This is a genomic window from Pseudomonas fuscovaginae SE-1 (genome assembly GCF_000364705.1).
In the GTDB taxonomy this organism is placed as follows: Bacteria; Pseudomonadota; Gammaproteobacteria; order Pseudomonadales; family Pseudomonadaceae; genus Aquipseudomonas; species Aquipseudomonas fuscovaginae_A.
Window position 1 is genome coordinate 19,972 of record NZ_AQOH01000144.1, and the last position, 17,692, is coordinate 37,663.

The 17,692-nt window shown below is 65.4% G+C and carries 11 protein-coding genes; 6 read left to right on the forward strand and 5 right to left on the reverse strand.

Annotation, left to right across the window (positions count from 1 at the left end; all coding sequences use genetic code 11):
• Positions 1–8 precede the first annotated feature (8 nt).
• Positions 9–833, forward strand: coding sequence for an SDR family oxidoreductase (locus K675_RS0114455; RefSeq protein WP_017904221.1), 825 nt, complete (start codon positions 9–11; stop codon positions 831–833).
• Positions 834–913: 80 nt separating this feature from the next.
• Here K675_RS0114455 and K675_RS0114460 read toward each other — a convergent pair whose 3' ends face one another.
• From K675_RS0114460 to K675_RS0114475, 4 genes are read right to left on the reverse strand one after another with little or no spacing between them, the layout of a single operon-like run.
• Positions 914–1,774: an efflux RND transporter periplasmic adaptor subunit gene (locus tag K675_RS0114460; RefSeq protein WP_017904222.1), complete on the reverse strand. Its 861-nt coding sequence runs from the start codon at positions 1,772–1,774 to the stop codon at positions 914–916.
• Between the two features lie 10 nt (positions 1,775–1,784).
• The gene (locus K675_RS0114465; RefSeq protein ID WP_010445139.1) at positions 1,785–1,985 is read right to left on the reverse strand and encodes a DUF1656 domain-containing protein; all 201 of its coding nucleotides are present in this window, start codon (positions 1,983–1,985) and stop codon (positions 1,785–1,787) included.
• The gene (locus K675_RS0114470; RefSeq protein WP_017904223.1) at positions 1,975–4,161 is read right to left on the reverse strand and encodes an FUSC family protein; all 2,187 of its coding nucleotides are present in this window, start codon (positions 4,159–4,161) and stop codon (positions 1,975–1,977) included. The genes K675_RS0114465 and K675_RS0114470 overlap by 11 nt, the downstream gene beginning before the upstream one ends.
• A gap of 11 nt (positions 4,162–4,172) precedes the next feature.
• Positions 4,173–5,684 (reverse strand): efflux transporter outer membrane subunit, encoded by a 1,512-nt coding sequence (locus K675_RS0114475; protein WP_026145196.1) that lies wholly within the window; start codon positions 5,682–5,684, stop codon positions 4,173–4,175.
• A 259-nt stretch (positions 5,685–5,943) separates the two neighbouring features.
• Here K675_RS0114475 and K675_RS0114480 point away from each other — a divergent pair, with 259 nt between their 5' ends.
• The 5 genes from K675_RS0114480 to K675_RS0114500 all read left to right on the forward strand — a co-directional run bounded on the left by K675_RS0114480 (position 5,944) and on the right by K675_RS0114500 (position 11,293).
• On the forward strand, positions 5,944–6,354 hold the full coding sequence (locus K675_RS0114480) for a hypothetical protein (protein WP_017904225.1): 411 nt from the start codon (positions 5,944–5,946) through the stop codon (positions 6,352–6,354).
• A gap of 15 nt (positions 6,355–6,369) precedes the next feature.
• On the forward strand, positions 6,370–6,729 hold the full coding sequence (locus tag K675_RS0114485; protein ID WP_017904226.1) for a hypothetical protein: 360 nt from the start codon (positions 6,370–6,372) through the stop codon (positions 6,727–6,729).
• 144 nt (positions 6,730–6,873) lie between these two features.
• Entirely contained in the window at positions 6,874–9,042 is a 2,169-nt protein-coding gene (locus tag K675_RS0114490; protein ID WP_232434432.1) for a hypothetical protein, read from the forward strand.
• A 97-nt stretch (positions 9,043–9,139) separates the two neighbouring features.
• Positions 9,140–10,096 (forward strand): LysR family transcriptional regulator, encoded by a 957-nt coding sequence (locus K675_RS0114495; RefSeq protein ID WP_017904228.1) that lies wholly within the window; start codon positions 9,140–9,142, stop codon positions 10,094–10,096.
• Between the two features lie 222 nt (positions 10,097–10,318).
• Entirely contained in the window at positions 10,319–11,293 is a 975-nt protein-coding gene (locus tag K675_RS0114500) for a 2-hydroxyacid dehydrogenase (protein WP_026145197.1), read from the forward strand.
• Between the two features lie 32 nt (positions 11,294–11,325).
• Here the strand turns inward: K675_RS0114500 and K675_RS0114505 are convergent, their stop codons facing one another.
• A complete protein-coding gene (locus K675_RS0114505; RefSeq protein ID WP_017904230.1) occupies positions 11,326–17,637 on the reverse strand; it encodes an NEL-type E3 ubiquitin ligase domain-containing protein in 6,312 nt (2,103 codons plus the stop codon).
• Positions 17,638–17,692: the final 55 nt, after the last annotated feature.

Consider the following 17,692-nt stretch of genomic DNA (forward strand, 5'->3'; position numbering starts at 1 on the left):
ATGTGTCCATGCCCGTCACCTTGATCACCGGATGTTCCAGCGGCATCGGCCGCGCCCTCGCCGAAGCGTTCAGGGGCGCAGGGCATGAAGTCTGGGCCACCGCGCGCAAGACCGAGGATGTCGCCGCCCTGGCCACCGCCGGATTCACCGCCGTGCAGCTGGATGTCAACGATGGCGACGCATTGCAGCAGTTGGCCGAACGCATCGAACGTTCTCCGGCGGGGCTGGACATCCTGATCAACAACGCCGGCTACGGTGCCATGGGCCCGTTGCTCGACGGAGGTACCGCGGCCCTGCAGCGCCAGTTCGAGACCAACGTCTTCGCCCTCGTCGGCGTGACCCGCGCCCTGCTCCCGGCGCTGCGCCGCAGCCGCGGGCTGGTGGTGAATGTCGGCAGCGTCTCGGGGGTGCTGGTCACGCCGTTCGCCGGCGCCTACTGCGCGTCCAAGGCGGCGGTGCATGCCTTGAGCGATGCCCTGCGCATGGAACTGGCGCCGTTTGGCGTACGGGTGATGGAAGTGCAGCCCGGCGCCATCGACACCCATTTCGCCAGGAATGCCAGCCATGAGGCCGAGCAACTGATCGCCGAGACCTCGCCCTGGTGGCCGTTGCGCGAAGGCATCCGGGCGCGGGCCAACGCTTCGCAGAACCGGCCGACTCCGGCCAGCGAATTCGCCGCCGGCCTGCTCAAGGCCGTCACTCAGCCAAAACCGCCACGCCTGCTGCGCCTGGGCAACGGCAGCCGGGCCCTGCCGCTGATGGCGAACCTGCTGCCCAAGGGGTTGCTGGAGAAAGTGCTGATGAAGAAGTTTGGCTTGGGTGTGCGCCTCTAGACACGATTGTTGAAGATGCACAGCCGTGGGAGCCGGACTCATCCGCGAAGAGGGCTGCAAGCCTTGACCGCAGCCATTCGTCACTCCGCCGTCGGCTTGACCACCACGGTGCAGGTGATCCCCGCCGCCAGCAGCACACCGTCGGGCACCTCGTCGATGTGGATCCGCACCGGCACCCGCTGGGCCAGGCGCACCCAGTTGAAGGTCGGGTTCACATCGGCGATCAGTTCACGGCTCTCGGGGTTGTCCCGATCGTAGATACCCCGCGAAATGCTCTCCACATGCCCCCTGAGCACCTGCCCGCTCATCAGTTGCATGTCCGCCGGGTCGCCGACCTTCACGTGGGGCAGCTTGGTCTCCTCGAAGAAGCCATAGACCCAGAACGAGTGCATGTCGACCACCGCCATCTTCGCCTCGCCCATGCGTGCGTAGTCGCCGCGGTGGACGTTGAGGTTGGTGACGTAGCCATCCACTGCCGCCCGCACTTGTGTGCGCGCCAGGTTCAGTTGCGCCGCCTCCAGTTGCGCCTGGGCCTGCTGGTAGTCGGCCAGCGCGGCGTCGGCGAGGTTGCCGGCGTCGTCGCGGCTCTCCTTGGAGATCACCAGGTTGTCCAGGTCGGCACGGCGATGGGCGTTGACCTTGCGCATCTCCCAGGTGGCCTTGCGCGAGTCCACCAGCGACTGCGCCTGCTTGACCGCGATGCGGTAGTGTTCAGGATCGATCTGCATCAGCAGGTCGCCCTTCTTCACCATCTGGTTGTCGCGCACCGGCACGTCTACCACCTCGCCGGTGACGTCCGCCGCGACGTTGATGATGTCGGCCCGCACCCGGCCGTCGCGGGTCCAGGGCGTTTCCATGTACTGCACCCACAGCAACCGGCCGATCCAGATCGCGAGGGCCAGGACCAGCAAGGTGGCGAGCAGGCTGAAAAGCTTTTTCATCAGGTCGTTCTCAACGATAAACAGTGAGCGCCAGGGCGCCGAAGATGCAGCTGAACAGGCTCAGGCGCAGCAGCGCCGGATGCCAGAAGAAGCGATACAGGTCGTGGCTGGCGATGAAACGGTCGAGCGCCCAGCCGACCCCGGCGGCGACCAGGAACACCAGGGTCACGGTCGGCAGGTAGAGGCCGTGGAAGGCGATTTCACGAAGCATGGGCGGTTCCTTGTGGATGACCCAGGGCCGCCAGCGGCGAACGCGGGTCCAGCAGCGAGGTGCGGATGAAGTGCAGGTAGCTCTGCACCCGACGCAGCACCGAGGTATCGAAGTGGCGGGCAAAGGGTTCGTCGGTGGCCTGCACCCGGCTGATCGCGTGGTCCACCGCCACCAGCGCGCGTTCCAGGTTGCTGGCGCCGGGCTGGATGAACAGGCGCATCAGCGAGCGGCCCATGACCCGGATCGACTGGCGCCAGGGCTGCGACTCGGCATACGCCGGGTGCACCGGCAGGATCGCCTGTTCCTTGCGCAGTTCGATGATGGCGTGGCCGACCTCCAGCACCACGAACATCCAGCGCAGCAGCGAGCTTTGCACCTGCGGCTGGCCCGCGGCGAAACCATAGGCCTGGTGCAGCAGGTCACGGGTGCCGCTCTCGAAGGCCGAGCCGAGGCCCTTGAGCCTGCCGCTGATGGCGAACACCACCTGCTCGCGCAGGTCCTGCTCCAGCCGACGCCACAGCCAGCGGCTGTTGGGCGGCAGGATGATCGCCCCGGCCGCGGCGCAGACCAGCATGCCCATGACCATGCCGATGTAGTCATTGATGAAGGTGTAGGGGTTGTAGACCGTCAGGTTGTCCGGCACCGAGCCGGTGCTGAAGAAGATCAGCAGACCGACGCCAACCCCCAGGTAGGCCGGACGCGAGGCGAGGAACGCGCCAAGCACGAAGACCGGCGCGAGCACCAGGCACAGCAGTGGGAAACCATCGATCCAGGGGAATACGAAGAACATCTCGCCGAAGCCGATCAGCGCACCGAGAAAGGTTCCGCAGGCCATCTGGAACGACATGCGCTTGGGATTCGGCGTGGCCGCCGACAGGCCCACCGTGGCGGCGGCGATCAGGGTCATGGTCGCCCCGCTCGGCCAGGCGGTGGCGACCCAATAGCTGCCCAGCACCAGCAGGATGAAGGCGGCACGGATGCCCGAGGCCGAGGCGGCCAGCCAGTTGGTCTTGGGCACGAAGGGTTCGTCCCACTGCTCGCGCTCATGGCGGTGGTCGGCCAGGGACGCGTGAGTCAGCGCGTAACTGTGCAGTTCCTCGACGAAGCGGTAGAGCAACTCGAAGGCGGTGTGGAAATCCAGCAGGCCGGCCTCGTCCGGCCCGTTCTCCTGGAAGGCCGAGCGCAGGCTGCGGACCTGCTCCGGCAGGCCCGACTTGTACTCGGCCAACTGCTGCGCCAGACGCGCCGCATCGGCGTCGGTCAGGCCGCGCCCGGCAAAACCGTCGAGCCGTTCGGCCAGGCCGAGGAATCCCGGTTCGATGGCGGCGAAGACCGTCGACGACTCGTCGGTGCGCAAGCGTTCCAACAGCTGGTGCAGGGCATTGAAGCGGGTGGTCAGGGTCATAAACTCGCTGTTCAGGCGGTTCAGCCGGCCATTGCGTCGGCGCATGTGCGGGTCTTCGAACACGGTGACACTGCGCAGGCCTTCGATCCCCACGGCCTGGGCGATGAAACCGATGTTCGCGGTCTCGAACGCGGCACTGGCATGCGGGCCGCGCAGGCCGCTGCTGACGAACCCGGCAAAGGCGCCGAAGCGCTGATAGAGCGCATTGCGCATCGCCGCACTGGCACTCTGCGGGAGGATCGCGGCGCTGACGAAGGTCGAGCAGACCAGCCCCAGGGCAATCTCCAGCACACGCCACACGGCGGCCATGAACGCCCCTTCCGGGTGCGCCAGGGCCGGCAGGCCGACCATCGCGGCGGTGTAGCCGGCGAGGACGAAACCGTAGGCGCGGAAGTTGCGGTTGCGCGCCGCGCCCGCCGAGCAGATCCCGACCCAGATCGCCAGTGCCCCGAGAAACAGCTCGGTGTTCTGCGCGAACAGGGCGATCAGCAGCACCATCATCGCCGAACCGGCCAGGGTGCCGAGCAGGCGGTAGAAACTCTTGGCGAACACATGGCCGCTTTGTGGCTGCATGACGATGAACACGGTGATCATCGCCGTCCGCGGCTGCGGCAGCTCCAGGCGCATGGCCAGCCAGAGGGTCAGGAAGGCGGCGGCCAGGACCTTGAAAATGTAGACCCAGGTCACGCCATCGCTGCGTGCCCAGTCAAAGAAACCGCGACGCCATTCGAGGGAATACAGCCAGCGCACCGGGGCGGGCAAGGGAGTCATGGAGGTGATTCTCAGTGATCGAAGGCGGCCAGCACGGAGGGTGGTTTGGACGGCACGCTACGCTCCGGCGCCGGCACATCGCTGCCCGCGCCAAGGCCGCCGCCCAGGGCGGTGACCAGTTCGGCGTGGGCGCTCAGGCGCGCGGCCTGGACCTGCTGCTCGACCTGCTGCTGGTGGAACAGCAGGGTCTGCGCATTGAGCACGTTGAGGTAGTCGGTGAGGCCACGCTGGTAGGCGATCATCGCCAGGTCGTAGGTTTTCTGCGCGGCTGCCACCGACTCGGCGGCGAAGGCCTGCTGCTTGTCCATCGACTCGCGGCGAATCAAGCGATCGGAAATGCTCTTGAGGGCATTGACCAGCGTCTGGTTGTAATGGGCCACGGCCATGTCGTAGCCGGCCGTGGCCTCGCCCAGTTCGGCGCGCAGGCGGCCACCGTCGAAGATCGGCAGCGAAATCGCCGGGCCGACGCTGTAGTTGAATTTCTTGCCCGCCAGGAACTCCAGCATGCCGCCGCCAGTGGCCATGTAGCCGAGGCTGCCGACCAGGTCGACATTGGGATAGAACCCGGCATGCGCGACATCGATACCACGAGCCTGGGCCGCGACCTGCCAGCGGCTGGCAACCACATCCGGGCGTTGACCGAGCAGCTCGACCGGCAGCGCCGAGGGCAGTTTCAGCGCGGTACGCAGGGACAGCGACGGACGCTTCAGGCGCGCGCCATCCCCCGGACCAAGACCGGCCAGGGCCGCCAACTGGTTGCGGCTCAGGGCGATTTCCTCGTCCAGCGCATCGAGCTGGCGGTGGGTTTCCGGCAACGGCGCCCGGGCCTGGCTGACTTCGAACTGGGTGCCGATGCCGCCGGCCAGGCGGCGTTGCGCCAGGTCGAGAATCTGCGTCTGCTGGGCGAGGGTCGCCTCGACGATATCGCGCTGGGCGTAGTGCAACGACAGTTGGATGTAGGCGCGGACGATATTGTCCTGCAACTCCAGGCGGGCCTGGCGCTCTTCGGCGACGCTCATGTGCGCCAGGTCCACGGCGCGTTCGGTCGCGTTGCTCTCGCGGCCCCAGAGGTCGAGGGAATAGCTCAGGCCCAACGCCGCATTGTTGTCCCAGGTGTTCGAACCGGCCAGTTCACCGGGACCATAGAACTGATCGGTGGCCCATTTGTGGCGCTTGAGGGTCGATTGGCCGTTGACCTGCAGCGACTCCGCCGATTCGGCGAGGCCGGCCAGGGCCCGGGCCTGGCGCACCCGGGCGGCGGCCATGGCCAGGCTCGGGCTGACTTGCAGCGCCTGGTCGAGCCATTGGTCGAGTTGCGGATCGCCATAGGCCTGCCACCAACGGGCCGTTGGCCAGTGTGCGTCGCGGGCGGCGTTCCGGATCGCTTCGTCGGTGGAAAGGGTGTTGGCGGCGAGGCTCCTGCCCTGTGGGGCAATCCCTCCGGTTCCGATGCAGCCGCCGATTGCCAAGGATAAAACCCAAACACTGAGAGTCTTCAACTCTCTGCTGATGCGACGCGGCACTGCTGCGAATTCCCGACATGGATGGAGAGGCTTTGGAGCGGCAATTCTAGGGGGCGCCCGGCACGGCGATAAGCGTGGATTCCTGCGAATATCTGTTACCGTTCCCGCGATAATCCGGCATCGGCGATGGCGAAATGAGGTGCCGTGGCGAGCAGGTCCATGAGCGCATTGTGATATTGGCGGCCCAGCCGCCATGCCAGTCTGAATCCACACCGACGTTGTCACCAGACTGATAAAAAACACAAGTCAGAGGCGTCCCATGAACCTGTCTCTCGAACTGCGCCAACGCCGTAGTCTCTACGGCCCCCCTCCGCCTCCTCTCGATCCCCTGAACACCCTGCAACGCTGCCTGCACGGCGACCTGCGAATCGCGGTCGAGCGGCGGGAAAACCGCCTGCACCTGCTGACCCTGGACGGCGACCCGTGCACCCTCGAATACGCCGACGGCTACCGGGTCAGTCGGGCCTTGCAAGGCGTCGGGCATATCGCGACGCGGCACTGGCAACGGCTGAACCTGAGCCTGTGTCGCCACGGCATGAGCATCGATTGCCAGGCTCCCACGCCCGTCGTCAGGGGTCTGATCAGCGCCGCTCACTCCGAGCAGCAGGTGCTGAAGGACCTGACCCTCTTCTTCAACCTCTCCAGTGCCGCCAAACACTCCGTCGACTGAAACAGGGCGCTCGCCATGTCCGAAGCCATCCGTGATGACCTCATCAGCCTTCTGCAAAGCCAATTGCCGGACCGCCCGGCCGACTACTTCCAACTTGCCACCGACGTGGATCAGCACCGGCTCTGGCTGGAGTATGACCGGCCAAGGCTACTGCTCATGCTCGCCCGCCCTGACATACCGGCCGGAGCCAGCTCACCCGACTTCATCGTCCAGGGCCCTGGAGACCCGGTGATGCTGCTGTTCGACACCTGGTTTCGCGACCAGGCCGTCAAGGCCCTGTTCGTCGAACCCTGTTTCGGAGAAAAGAGCGGCATCCTCACCGCCTGCGATTACTTCCTGCAGCGCTGTACAACGACCTGTCAGGCACCGGGGTGACGAACCATGACACTCTTCAGCTCCGTGCAAAACCACCAGACACTGTTTCCAGATACTCGCGCAACGCCCAGGTTGGTAGGGTTCACCCCCACTGGCTCGTACTACGATGAAGTCCCGGCACTGAATCCACCGCGACTGGATCTCGTGGAACACCTGCAAGGCGTGCCCGCCGTGCCCGCCGCGCCTGCTCCCCGGAACCACCCCGAGACCACCGTTGGCACCCTTTCCGGACACTTCCAGGAAAAACTGGCAGACAGTCCTCGCGCCCGACAAGCCTCTCTGCACAAGCTTCATCGACAGTTGCTCCTGCGCACCAGCGGTACCCACGACCCGAGCAGCCCTGGCAGAAAGGACGCCAAAGCCTGCTATCAGTACTTCAAGGCCGCCCAGCATGCCTTCGACGAGCTCGCGCGTACCGGCGACGAACCCAGGCGCGGCGAGTATCAGGAACAACGCGACCTGTGCCGGATGCTCAAGTGGCAATATCGCGCCAGCCGCGACCAGCGCGACAAGACCGTGCTGGACCAGGCCATGGCCAAGAGCCGGGCCGCGGTGGCCGAGGGCGGGGCAATGGGTAACCACACCCGGCTAGGGGTTGGGGTGGGGGCTGTGGGGATGGCCCGTTTCGTACCCAGCGTGGAACTCTCCACGGGGCTGAGCACCACCCAGGGCCGCATCATCAAGGACACCACCAGCGTCAGCGCCGGAGTGACGGCGAAACTGTCGGCCGCTGTCGCCTCGGCGCAGATGGGTGCGTCATTCGAGAAATCCACCGTCCTCAAGTACGGCAACATCGATGCCTACGCCGATGCCCGCAGCCGCTCCAAATGGGCCTGGTACAACGGCTCCAAGCGCGACATGCTCACCCACAGCCGCCACCTGTTCGCCAGTTGCAACCACTACAAACGCAACATCCGGCTCGCCGCCCAGAGCCAGCCCTACCTGGAAAGAAAGCTGCTGGAGAACGGCCTTGGTTCACCCGGGTTCGAGCAGCACCAGCCGAAGGCCCAGCCATTCCAGATCGAGCGCGGCAAGCGGTTTGCGCTGACGGGCAGCGCCCAGTTCGAAGGCCTGGGCGTCGTCACCCTGGGCGCAGCGGCAAGGGCGGAAGTGCTGCACACCACGAAAAGCCAGGCGCTGGATATCATTGGGCTGTATGACTGGTCCCCGGAGATCGCCCAAAGGAGCCTCGACAAGGCCCACACCTACAACATCACACCGACGCAACTGATCAGCGACCTGAACGAACATGTCACCCACGGCAGTGAGCAACTGACCCGCGCCCTATTGGGCAACCTGGACTCCCAGGAGCGGCGCCGGATCGAAGAAAACAATGACGATCGCTCCCGGGAGTTGGCCAACCAGTACATCTACCTCAAGAAGTGCCACGCCATCGCTGACGGTTCGGAGCAGGACAGCACCCTTCGCCAGTTGTTCAAGGACCACGCGCTGCTGCTGCGTCCCGACAGCCTGAAGGTCCATACGGCCAAGGCCGACACCAAGACCACGAGCGTCAGCACCGAAGCGAAGCTCAAGGTCGCCGCGGGCGCCAGCGCGGAGTTCGGGGTGAAGCTCAGCCTTTCTTCCGTCGAGGAGGATGATCCCCACCTGAGTGGAACCTTCATCGATGTTACGGTTAACGGTCAGTTCAACACCCTCGAGAGCGTGCAGAACCTGGTCGCGAGCGGCTTGTCCCAGATCGGCGTCAAGGACTTCGATCCGGCGCCGATCGTCGCCCTGGTTGTCAGCACCGCGCTTTATCAATCCCACGGTGCGTCGACGAAGTTCTCACTGAAAATGAAGGGCGGGGAACCCGTGCTCCAGTTGCGCCAACAATTCTTCACGCAAACCGACAATGTCGATCAGACCCTTGATACACCCACTCCATTGACGGTCGAAGTCGGCTTCGGCAGCCATGTGGACACCCTCCTCGGGGAACAACTGGGTAGCAAGTCACTGGAGCCGCTTTTGCCGCTCGCCCTGGCTAAACTGGGCAAGCGCACGGAAGCGGGCATTCTCTGGTGGGACGGCTATCTCGACAAGCATGCAAAGTCGATCGACGAACTGCTGCAGAACATCGCCAATGGCAGCGAAAAAACGCTGGTCATCCAGGAACTGGAAGAAATCAGAAGCCACATCCTGCCGGCCAAACGGCAAGTGGTCGACGACCTGGTCAACGCCGCGAGAGCTGCCCGCGACAGGCCGAACGACCAGACTCTGCATCAGGCCCGGGAGACCTTGAAAGAGATGTTTTTAGCCTATATCGACGACTACTATGATGCCCAGGTCAAGAAAGCCTGGCGGGTCGAGTGAAGCCGATGGCGCAAAAACGCCTCATTGCGGCGGCGACAAGCTGCACACCGCCTTGTTACTTCGTGTCACAATTTGCCATCGCCTCAGAGAGAGCCCCATGGACACCTTGCAAAACATGCGCGCCTTCAGTTGCGTGGCCGAAGCCGGGAGTTTCACCGCCGCCGCCGTGCAACTGGACACCACGACGGCCAACGTCTCGCGCGCGGTTTCCAACCTGGAAGCCCACCTGCAAACCCGCCTGCTCAACCGCACCACCCGGCGGATCGCCCTGACCGAAGCCGGCAAGCGCTACCTGCTGCGCTGCGAACAGATCCTGGCCTACGTCGAGGAAGCCGAAGCCGAGGCCAGCGACGCCCATGCGCGGCCGGCCGGGCTGCTGAAAGTGCACACCATGACCGGCGTCGGCCAGCATTTCGTGATCGATGCGATTGCCCGCTACCGCAAGACCCACCCGGACGTGACCTTCGACCTGACCCTGGCCAACCGCGTGCCGGACCTGCTCGACGAAGGCTACGACGTGTCCATCGTGCTGGCCAAGGAGCTGCCTGATTCGGGCTTCGTCTCGCAGCGCCTCGGCATCACCTACAGCATCGTCTGCGCCTCGCCCGAGTACGTGAAGGCCAACGGCTGCGCGCGCAAGCCCAGCGAACTGCTCAACCATGCCTGCCTGCGCCTGGTCAGCCCGGTGACGGCCCTGGACAACTGGACGTTCAACGGCCCGGATGGCCAGGAGGCGGTGACCCTGTCCAGCTCGCCGTTCCTGGTGAACTCGGCCGACGCGATGAAAACCGCGATCACCAGCGGCATGGGCGTGGGCGTGCTGCCGGTGTACGCGGCCATCGAAGGACTGCGCAACGGCAGCCTGGTGCGCATGATGCCCGACTACCGGTCCCAGGAACTGAACCTGTATGCGATCTATCCGTCGCGCCAGTACCTGGATGCCAAGATCAAGACCTGGGTCGAATACCTGCGCGGCTCGCTGCCGGAAATCCTCGCCGCCCACCAGGCCGAACTGGCCGCCTACGAAATGAACCGCGTGCGCCTGGCCACCTGAGACGGTGGGAGAGCCCAGGATTGTGGGCAGGCTCAAGGGCCCTTCGCGGACAAGCCCGGCTCCTACAGGTCATCAGTCGCTTGCGGATTTGTGGTTCGACACGGACCTTGTTGGAACGTGGCTTGCCCGCGAAGGGGCCCTCAAGCCTTACTCGCCCCTACAGCCCACCGGCGAAAAATGATAGCGTGCTTGCTATTCTCCCGCCGTTCGATGAGCTTCGCGATGAAAAAAACCGTACTTGCCTTCAGCCGCATCACCCCTGCCATGGTCGAACACCTGCGCCAGGATTTCGAAGTGATCGTCCCGGATCCCAAGCTCGGCGATCTCAATGCCCAGTTCGACGAAGCCCTGCCCCACGCCCACGGCCTGATCGGCGTCGGACGCAAGCTGGGCCGGGCCCAGCTGGAAAACGCCGGCAAGCTCGAAGTGGTCTCCAGCGTCTCGGTCGGCTACGACAACTATGACGTGGCCTACCTCAGCGAACGCGGGATCATGCTCACCAATACCCCCGACGTGCTCACCGAAAGCACCGCCGACACCGGCTTCGCCCTGCTGATGAGCACGGCCCGCCGCGTCGCCGAGCTGGATGCCTGGACCAAGGCCGGCCAGTGGAAAGCCAGCATCGGCCCCGACCTGTTCGGCACCGATGTCTACGGCAAGACCCTGGGCATCGTCGGCATGGGCAACATCGGGGGCGCCGTCGCCCGCCGCGGCCGGTTCGGTTTCGACATGCCGATCCTCTACAGCGGCAACAGCCGCAAGCCGGAACTGGAGCAGCAACTGGGCGCCCAGTACCGCAGCCTCGACGCACTGCTGGCCGAAGCCGACTTCGTGGTGCTGGTGGTGCCCCTGAGCGACAAGACCCGCCACCTGATCGGCCAGCGCGAGCTGGGCCTGATGAAACCAGGGGCGATCCTGGTGAACATTTCCCGCGGCCCAGTGGTGGACGAGCCGGCACTGATCCAGGCACTGCGGAACGGTACGATCCGCGGCGCCGGCCTGGACGTCTACGAGAAGGAACCGCTGGCCGAATCGCCGCTGTTCCAACTGAAGAACGCCGTGACCCTGCCGCATATCGGCTCGGCCACCCACGAAACCCGCGCGGCCATGGCCAACCGGGCGCTGGCCAACCTGCGCAGCGCGCTGCTCGGCGAACGCCCGCAGGACCTGGTCAACCCCCAGGTCTGGAAAGGCTGAGAAGGCGCCACCGAGTCTCTGAACCATCGGCCTCAGGCAGTGCCCAGGGCCGATACCCCTTCCTTGAGCAGTGCCCTGATCGTCCAGTATTTGACCCAGGCCGCGCGCCGCCTGTTGTACTGGAACTGGCTGAGCCGGGTACGCCAGAGCAGGCGATACTCGCTGTCCTCGGGATGACTGTCGAACGCCAGCAGCCTGCCGAAGACCCGTTGAAAATCGGCGTCATGGGCATGGATCAGAAAGTTGCTCCAGACCTCGTTGGCCACCAGGAACCTCACCAGCGGGGAACTGCCATCCTCGACGGGCAGGACAGGCTCCTGCGGCAGTTCGTCGGGCAAGACCTCGGGGGGTTCCGGTGGCACTTCCTGGGGCAGCTCTTCGAGCACCTCGCCCAGCAACGTTCGCGACGGATCGCCAACCGACGACTGCGGTGATTGCGCGGCCAGTTCCTGGATCAGTACCTGCTCCTTCATTTCGTCAATCTGTTTTGGGCTGGCCCGTACCGGGCTGGGGGTGAACAAGCCATTGAACTGGTCGGGCAAGGCCAACGCCTGCTCCAGTGCGTCATAGTAGGCCCGATACCAGAAAACCGGCGACGTGTGCCGAATGCTGGTCGCCAGGCGCAGGGCCTCCAGGCGGAACTGCCCCCTCAGCAACACCAGCAGCCGCGACTCGGCCGCCTCCTGTTCCAGTTTCAACGCCTCGTGGCAATCCACGGCAAACTCCAGGCGGTTGAAAATCTGGTAGCTGGTGGACCCCGAGTAACGCCACTGCCCCTCGATCCGGAACAACCGGTTGCACAGGCTCAGGCTTTGCGACGCGGCCTCGATCAGTCGCCACACCCGCGCACTCAGGTCCTCACGCGCCCCGCGGTAGTGCACATTGAAGAAGGTCGGCGGGGAACTCATGCGCTCGAACAGCAGGAAAAACACGTCCGCCCCCGGCAGATCCCTGAGCTGGCTCCACAGCGTGATGCGGTGTTCAGTCTTTTCGTTGCCCTCGGCCCAACGGTCGATCCCGAATCTGGACGACATCGGCAGGTCCTCGAGGCCGAAGTTCATGAGCTGTTCATGCCGTTGTCGATAAGCGAGGATAGAGCCGAGCGCCTGGGACGACAGCGGATTGCCCGACAGATCGATGCCATGGCAGAGCTGATCGTGCCCGCTGAACAACTGCACCGGCAGGTCGCTGATGGTGTTCATCCGCAGTTCGACCCTGGCCAGGTCCCTGAGTCCGAGCAACCCCAGGGGCCATTCATGGATGCCGGTGTGACTGAGCCGCAGCACTTGCAGACGCTGCAGGGTGGCAAAGTTGGGCAGTACCCCCACCGGGTTGCCATTGAGGTTGAGTTCAAGCAACTCCTCCAGTCCCTCCAGCTCCTGCGCGGTACCCTGGATCAGCCGCAGCCGGTTGTTCTCCAGCGACAGCACCTGCAGCTTCTTCAACTGGCCGATCGCATTGGGTAGGCTGCTCAAACCGCTACGCTCCATACGCAAGGTGAGCAACCCGGTGAAGCTTCTGAGGAACCGGCTCAGATAGCGAACACCCCCCAGGCCCATATTGTTCATCGACAGCAGCGCGACATGACTGAAATCGGCACTCAGCTCCGGCAGGTCCTCGACCTCCAGGCCATCGAGCACCAGCGCATACGACAGCGGACCGGACTCCGGCCCGGGGCTCTCACGACGCCAGCAACGGCGGATCCTCCGGGCAATCTCCCGGCGCGGGGCCACCCGCTCGTCGGCGAAGAAGCTATCGAGGTCCTGTACCAGGGGCGCGGCCATCCAGGCAGCCAGGTCCTTCTTGAGCTGGTGATACTCGGCCTGCAGGCCTTCGACGGCTCGGGTGCGGGCCTCGACCGTGCTGCCCATCTCCGCCAGGATGCTGAACAACTGCGCCTCGGTACAACCGCGGTAGAGCCCCTTTAGCTTCCTGAGCAGCCCCGGCGGATACCCACCGGCGCCTGCCCGCCCGGTCAGCGGATAACCCAGCGCACCACCGGCCAGGCGCACCAGACGTTGGGGCAGATGGCTCCAGGGCATGAGCGGAGGCTGCCCGAGCAAACGCCGCAGGCGATTGCGATCGGCCGTCACGCTCTGGAACATCACTCGCTTCAGGTCCTGCTCGACCGTCTCGCTGACATGCGGGATCCCCAGGGTGGTGCGCCGCAGTTGCGGCAAGGCCAGCAATACGGCGGAAAACGGGTCCTCATGCACCGTCGCCAGGCTACGGGCGCCGCTGCTGTCCAGGGCGAACGACTCATAACCCGCCTCGCTCTTGACCAGCACCCGCAGGGTCGTGGCCGTAGCGCCCCCGACGCTGGCGATCAGCGGGCCAGCGGCCGTATTCCGGCGCAGTTCGATCCTCAGGCTCGGCTCCCAGCCGGGCAGACGGTCGAGCAGTTGCACGAGCAGCGTGTCGTTGAAGTCGGTTCTCTCGATGGGCAGGCACAGGCTCTCGTACAACCGGCAGACATCGACCTCGCCACTCAGATAGCGAGCCTCCTCGGCCAACCCGATCGGCAGGCGCCCGTGCTCCAGCAACAGCCGACACTCGGACAAATCCGCCTGCTCCAGCATGGCCCGCGTCAGTTCCTGGCTCAGTGACGGGAACTGCTGCCGGACAACGGTCACCAGGGGCGCCAGCCGGGTGGCCGTGTCACCTGGAACCGGCAAGGGGGCCAGGTCGAAGTGCCGGCAGACCTCGCCCAGCAGCGGCAGCGCTGCCTGGTTCTCGAACAGCAAGCGGCCTGCCAGGCTGTCCGGCGCCCCGCTGACCCCGAGGATCTGGTGAGCCATCTCATCGGAAAACGCTGGCGCGTCGCCCATCAGGCGACGCAGCGCCCGCGACCCACGCCACGTCCACGGCTGCTCGAACTCGTGCCACCAGCCGCCCTGGCCATTGTGCTCGAGCAACGGCGCATAGGCCCCCATCACCGTCGGCGGGCGGCCCCGCCACTCATCGAACAGTCCGTCCCATTCGACTTCATGAAAACCTTGCCCCAGGCGCACCCACCAGCGCCGATCCAGCGTGTGCAACCCAGGCACCGCCGACGCGGCCAGGGGATTGACCGGGAGCTCGTGCCGGTACTGCTCCAGCTTCAGTTCCAGGCTGCCGTCCTCCCGGCGCAGCGCCAGCAGGTAGGCGGCGAAGCCGTTGCGCAGCGACTGGATGTCGGTCGGGGAGGCCATCCCCAACAGCCCCTGCTCCCGGGTCGACAGCGCAGCGGCCAGCGCCAGGTAGAAACTCTGGCTCGGTACGGACAGGTCGACGCTCGGCTGCCGGCGGGTCTGCAAGGTGGTGTACACGCCTTGCCCGTATCGCCGCAACGACAACCGGTCCGTCACGGGCAAGGCCGCCGCGTCACCTTCGACCCACCTCAGACCCTTGCCCAGCCGATCGAGGAGAAAATCGCCGGCCATGAATTGCAGCCAGGCATCCGTCGGCTCATGGAACGAGCGGACCTGGCGGATGCCATCCAGGACACGCCCCAGGGCGCTGAGCTGCTGCGCGCGATCCAGCCCGTAGCGCAGTCGATACGGCACGCTGCGCCGTTCCAGCAAGGCCTTCGCCTGACCCGACGACAGCGGATGCTCGCGCAGAAACTGCGCCAGCCTGGACAGCGACAAGTGCGGGCACAACAGCCGCAGGTTCACCACCGCCTGCGGTACGCCCCCGACGAACACCGGCAGGTAGGCGCTCGCCCCACGGCTCAAGGCGCGGGGACTGGTGGCGGCATCGACCTTCAACCAGCCCGAATGCGTGCCCAGTGCCTCGAACAGTTCCGCCGAACGCTCACGGGCCATCGTTCCCAGTTGCCGACGAACCACCTCGAGCTGGGCACGCCGCACCACCGGTTCCTGGCCGCCCGGCAGCGGATCGCCGGGCACCAGGCCCAGGATCAGGTCCAGCGCGCCGGCTTCATGGGCCAAGGCCGGAGCCGCACCGCCGGCGGCGTCGGCATGCTCGACAAAACCACCCTGCGCCAACTGCCGGATACTCACCGAACGGCTGAACATGCCCAGGCGCTGGCGCCGGCCATGGACCTGCTGCAGCTCACCACTGCTGTCGTGGATCCGCAGGCAGAGGTCTTCGGGCCAGAGTGGCAAGTGCGGCAGGAGGCAGAACAGCACGCGTTGGCTCGCGGGTGACAACAGACTGCGTTCCTGATTGGCGGCGCCGATCCCGGCGATCCCCTGTTCGACCTCGAAACGCTCCAGCGCCTCGACCAGCGCGGGGCGCGGCATTTCACCCGACCAGACCTGTTCCAGATGATCACGGGAAACGCCACTGGTCTCCAGGATCCTCTCCATCTGCTGCGGCGTCCCCCCCTTGAGGGCAACCATGCGTTCGAGCAGCCGGGCATCCGAAAGGCTCCGACTGTCGTCCAGGGACACCGACCAGCGCCGGGCCTCGGCGTCGTAGGCCATGGGCGGATGAAATGCCTCGGGGTCGTCAGGCACCGCCCGGTAACCCGACAGAAGCTTGTCGTACCGGAGTTCGACCGTCAGGTCCTGTTCCTTTTCCCGGGCCCGACCATACAGCTTGCCATCGTGGCGACCCAGCCCGTGCTCATCGAACGCCGAGGCCAGTTCGAGGCGTTTGCGCGCATAAGGCAGCAGACTGTTCTTCCACAGGCGGCTGGTCGCATTCACGGCTGGCACCATGCGGTACTGGTCCAGTCGCTCGAACTCGCCGGCGATGCGCCGCGAGGCCAGGCGCCCGGCGTAACCATGCAGGCCGCCGATCAGCAGCATGCTGCCGATCTCCAGTCCCGCCTGCAGCAACACCTCGGGGTTGCCCTGCCCGGCCTGCTCGATCCCTTCGAACAGCTCCATGACCAGGTTCAGCCCCAGGGCCGCGGTCACGATCCGTCCGATGCCGCCCAGGCCTCCCGGCACCGGCGTCAGCAACAGGTCGAGCAACTGGTGCATGAAGGTGACGATCCCCTCCTTGACCGCACGCCAGTCCTGCTGTCCCTTGGAGACGGCGATCGCCTCGACATTGACGCGAAAACGCCAACTGTAGAAGCTCGCCAATGCCTGCTGCGGCCCCTGCCCGGTGGGCTGGTAGGCAAACGCCAGGTCATCGAGGGTGCGGACCGGAAACACCCAGTGAAAGGCATCGTAGAGCTTGTCGGCCGCCCAGTTCAGGCCTTGCGGCTTGTGTTCGGGCTGGAGCAGTTGCCAGAGCCGTCCCTGCTGCTCGAAGGACAGCGAGGAGATCAGCCAGCCCAACTGCCGGTTCGCGTTGTCGTCCTTGAGCAGGGCCTTGAACTCCTGCTCGAAGACCGCCTGCGACACGTGATGACGCAACACGCCACCCGGCCGCTCGGCGCAATAGCTGTACACCCCGCTCACGCCAGGAACCCGAAGGATCAGCAGGGGCAGGTGAATGTGCCCGCGCTCCGACGGTTTCCAGGAAAACAGTTGCTGGATGGCCTCCCCGATGGTGAACTCGACATGGAGGATAGCGCTGAGCAGCGAGTCCGGCAGCTTGAGCGAGACGTGCTCGACCTTCAGCCAGGGCTGCCCGCGCGCCAGCGCATCACGCAAGGCGTCGAACAGCTCCCGGTTCATGCCATTGTCGTTCGCATGGCGCGGCGCGTCATACAGGTTGAATCGAAACAGGTCGTGCATGTGCGCGCCCATCGCCCGCGCCAGCGCCGCATCGGGAGCCAGGGCGCGTTCGACGCGCTGGCGCAGGTCCGCACCGAGGTTCAGCTCACGGACGATACGAATGAAATCGTCCACATCGAGCAGACTGTGCTGGCTGACGCTTTCCACTCCCTGGTCGTGACTGATCCAGCGCCCCTTCACCTCGGGAAAGTCGAAGAAGGCAAAGTTCAGGCGCGCGGCGTCCCACAGCGACAGCGTTGCCACCTCGACCACCGTTACGGCACTCTCGTCCAACGCCCGCTTGAAGACCGACGACGAGTTGCGGGTGATCCGCGGATCCACCGCGTAGGCGGTGTGCAGGTAGGTGGTTTGCGGGTCGATATCCAGGCGGGTGGTCTGCTTGAGCCATTTGCGCAACTCGCGCAGGCCGGTCTGTTCGAAATCGTCGAGCAGGCGCCGGCTTTCGCTGTCCAGCGTGTTACGGGTGGTGTTCAGTGAGTGGAAAAGGCCGAGCCAGGTGCGCTGTTCCATCTCGCTCAACGGGCTCATCGAGGCCTGGAACGACGTGGTGAGATGGTCGAGCACCTGCTGGCGGGCCCAGCTGTCACGCGAATGCAGGTCCGTGTGCTGGCGCGCGATGAAGGCGGCGAGCTGCGGGTCGATGTCCGCGGCGCTGTCGGCCGGGGGCGAGTCGAGGGTTGGCGACGGTTGTTCTGACGGGGTCATGCTGCCTCCCTGGCAAGCGTTGAAAACGCCAGCCTAGGAGGCCAGTACCGCGCCG

Bases quoted from the DNA above. Each gene is read 5' to 3' on its own strand.
- K675_RS0114460 (WP_017904222.1), bottom strand. From the start codon at position 1,774: ATGAAAAAGCTTTTCAGCCTGCTCGCCACCTTGCTGGTCCTGGCCCTC.
- K675_RS0114470 (WP_017904223.1), bottom strand. From the start codon at position 4,161: ATGACTCCCTTGCCCGCCCCGGTGCGCTGGCTGTATTCCCTCGAATGG.
- K675_RS0114485 (WP_017904226.1), top strand. From the start codon at position 6,370: ATGTCCGAAGCCATCCGTGATGACCTCATCAGCCTTCTGCAAAGCCAA.
- K675_RS0114465 (WP_010445139.1), bottom strand. From the start codon at position 1,985: ATGCTTCGTGAAATCGCCTTCCACGGCCTCTACCTGCCGACCGTGACC.
- K675_RS0114480 (WP_017904225.1), top strand. From the start codon at position 5,944: ATGAACCTGTCTCTCGAACTGCGCCAACGCCGTAGTCTCTACGGCCCC.
- K675_RS0114455 (WP_017904221.1), top strand. From the start codon at position 9: ATGCCCGTCACCTTGATCACCGGATGTTCCAGCGGCATCGGCCGCGCC.
- K675_RS0114505 (WP_017904230.1), bottom strand. From the start codon at position 17,637: ATGACCCCGTCAGAACAACCGTCGCCAACCCTCGACTCGCCCCCGGCC.
- K675_RS0114500 (WP_026145197.1), top strand. From the start codon at position 10,319: ATGAAAAAAACCGTACTTGCCTTCAGCCGCATCACCCCTGCCATGGTC.
- K675_RS0114495 (WP_017904228.1), top strand. From the start codon at position 9,140: ATGGACACCTTGCAAAACATGCGCGCCTTCAGTTGCGTGGCCGAAGCC.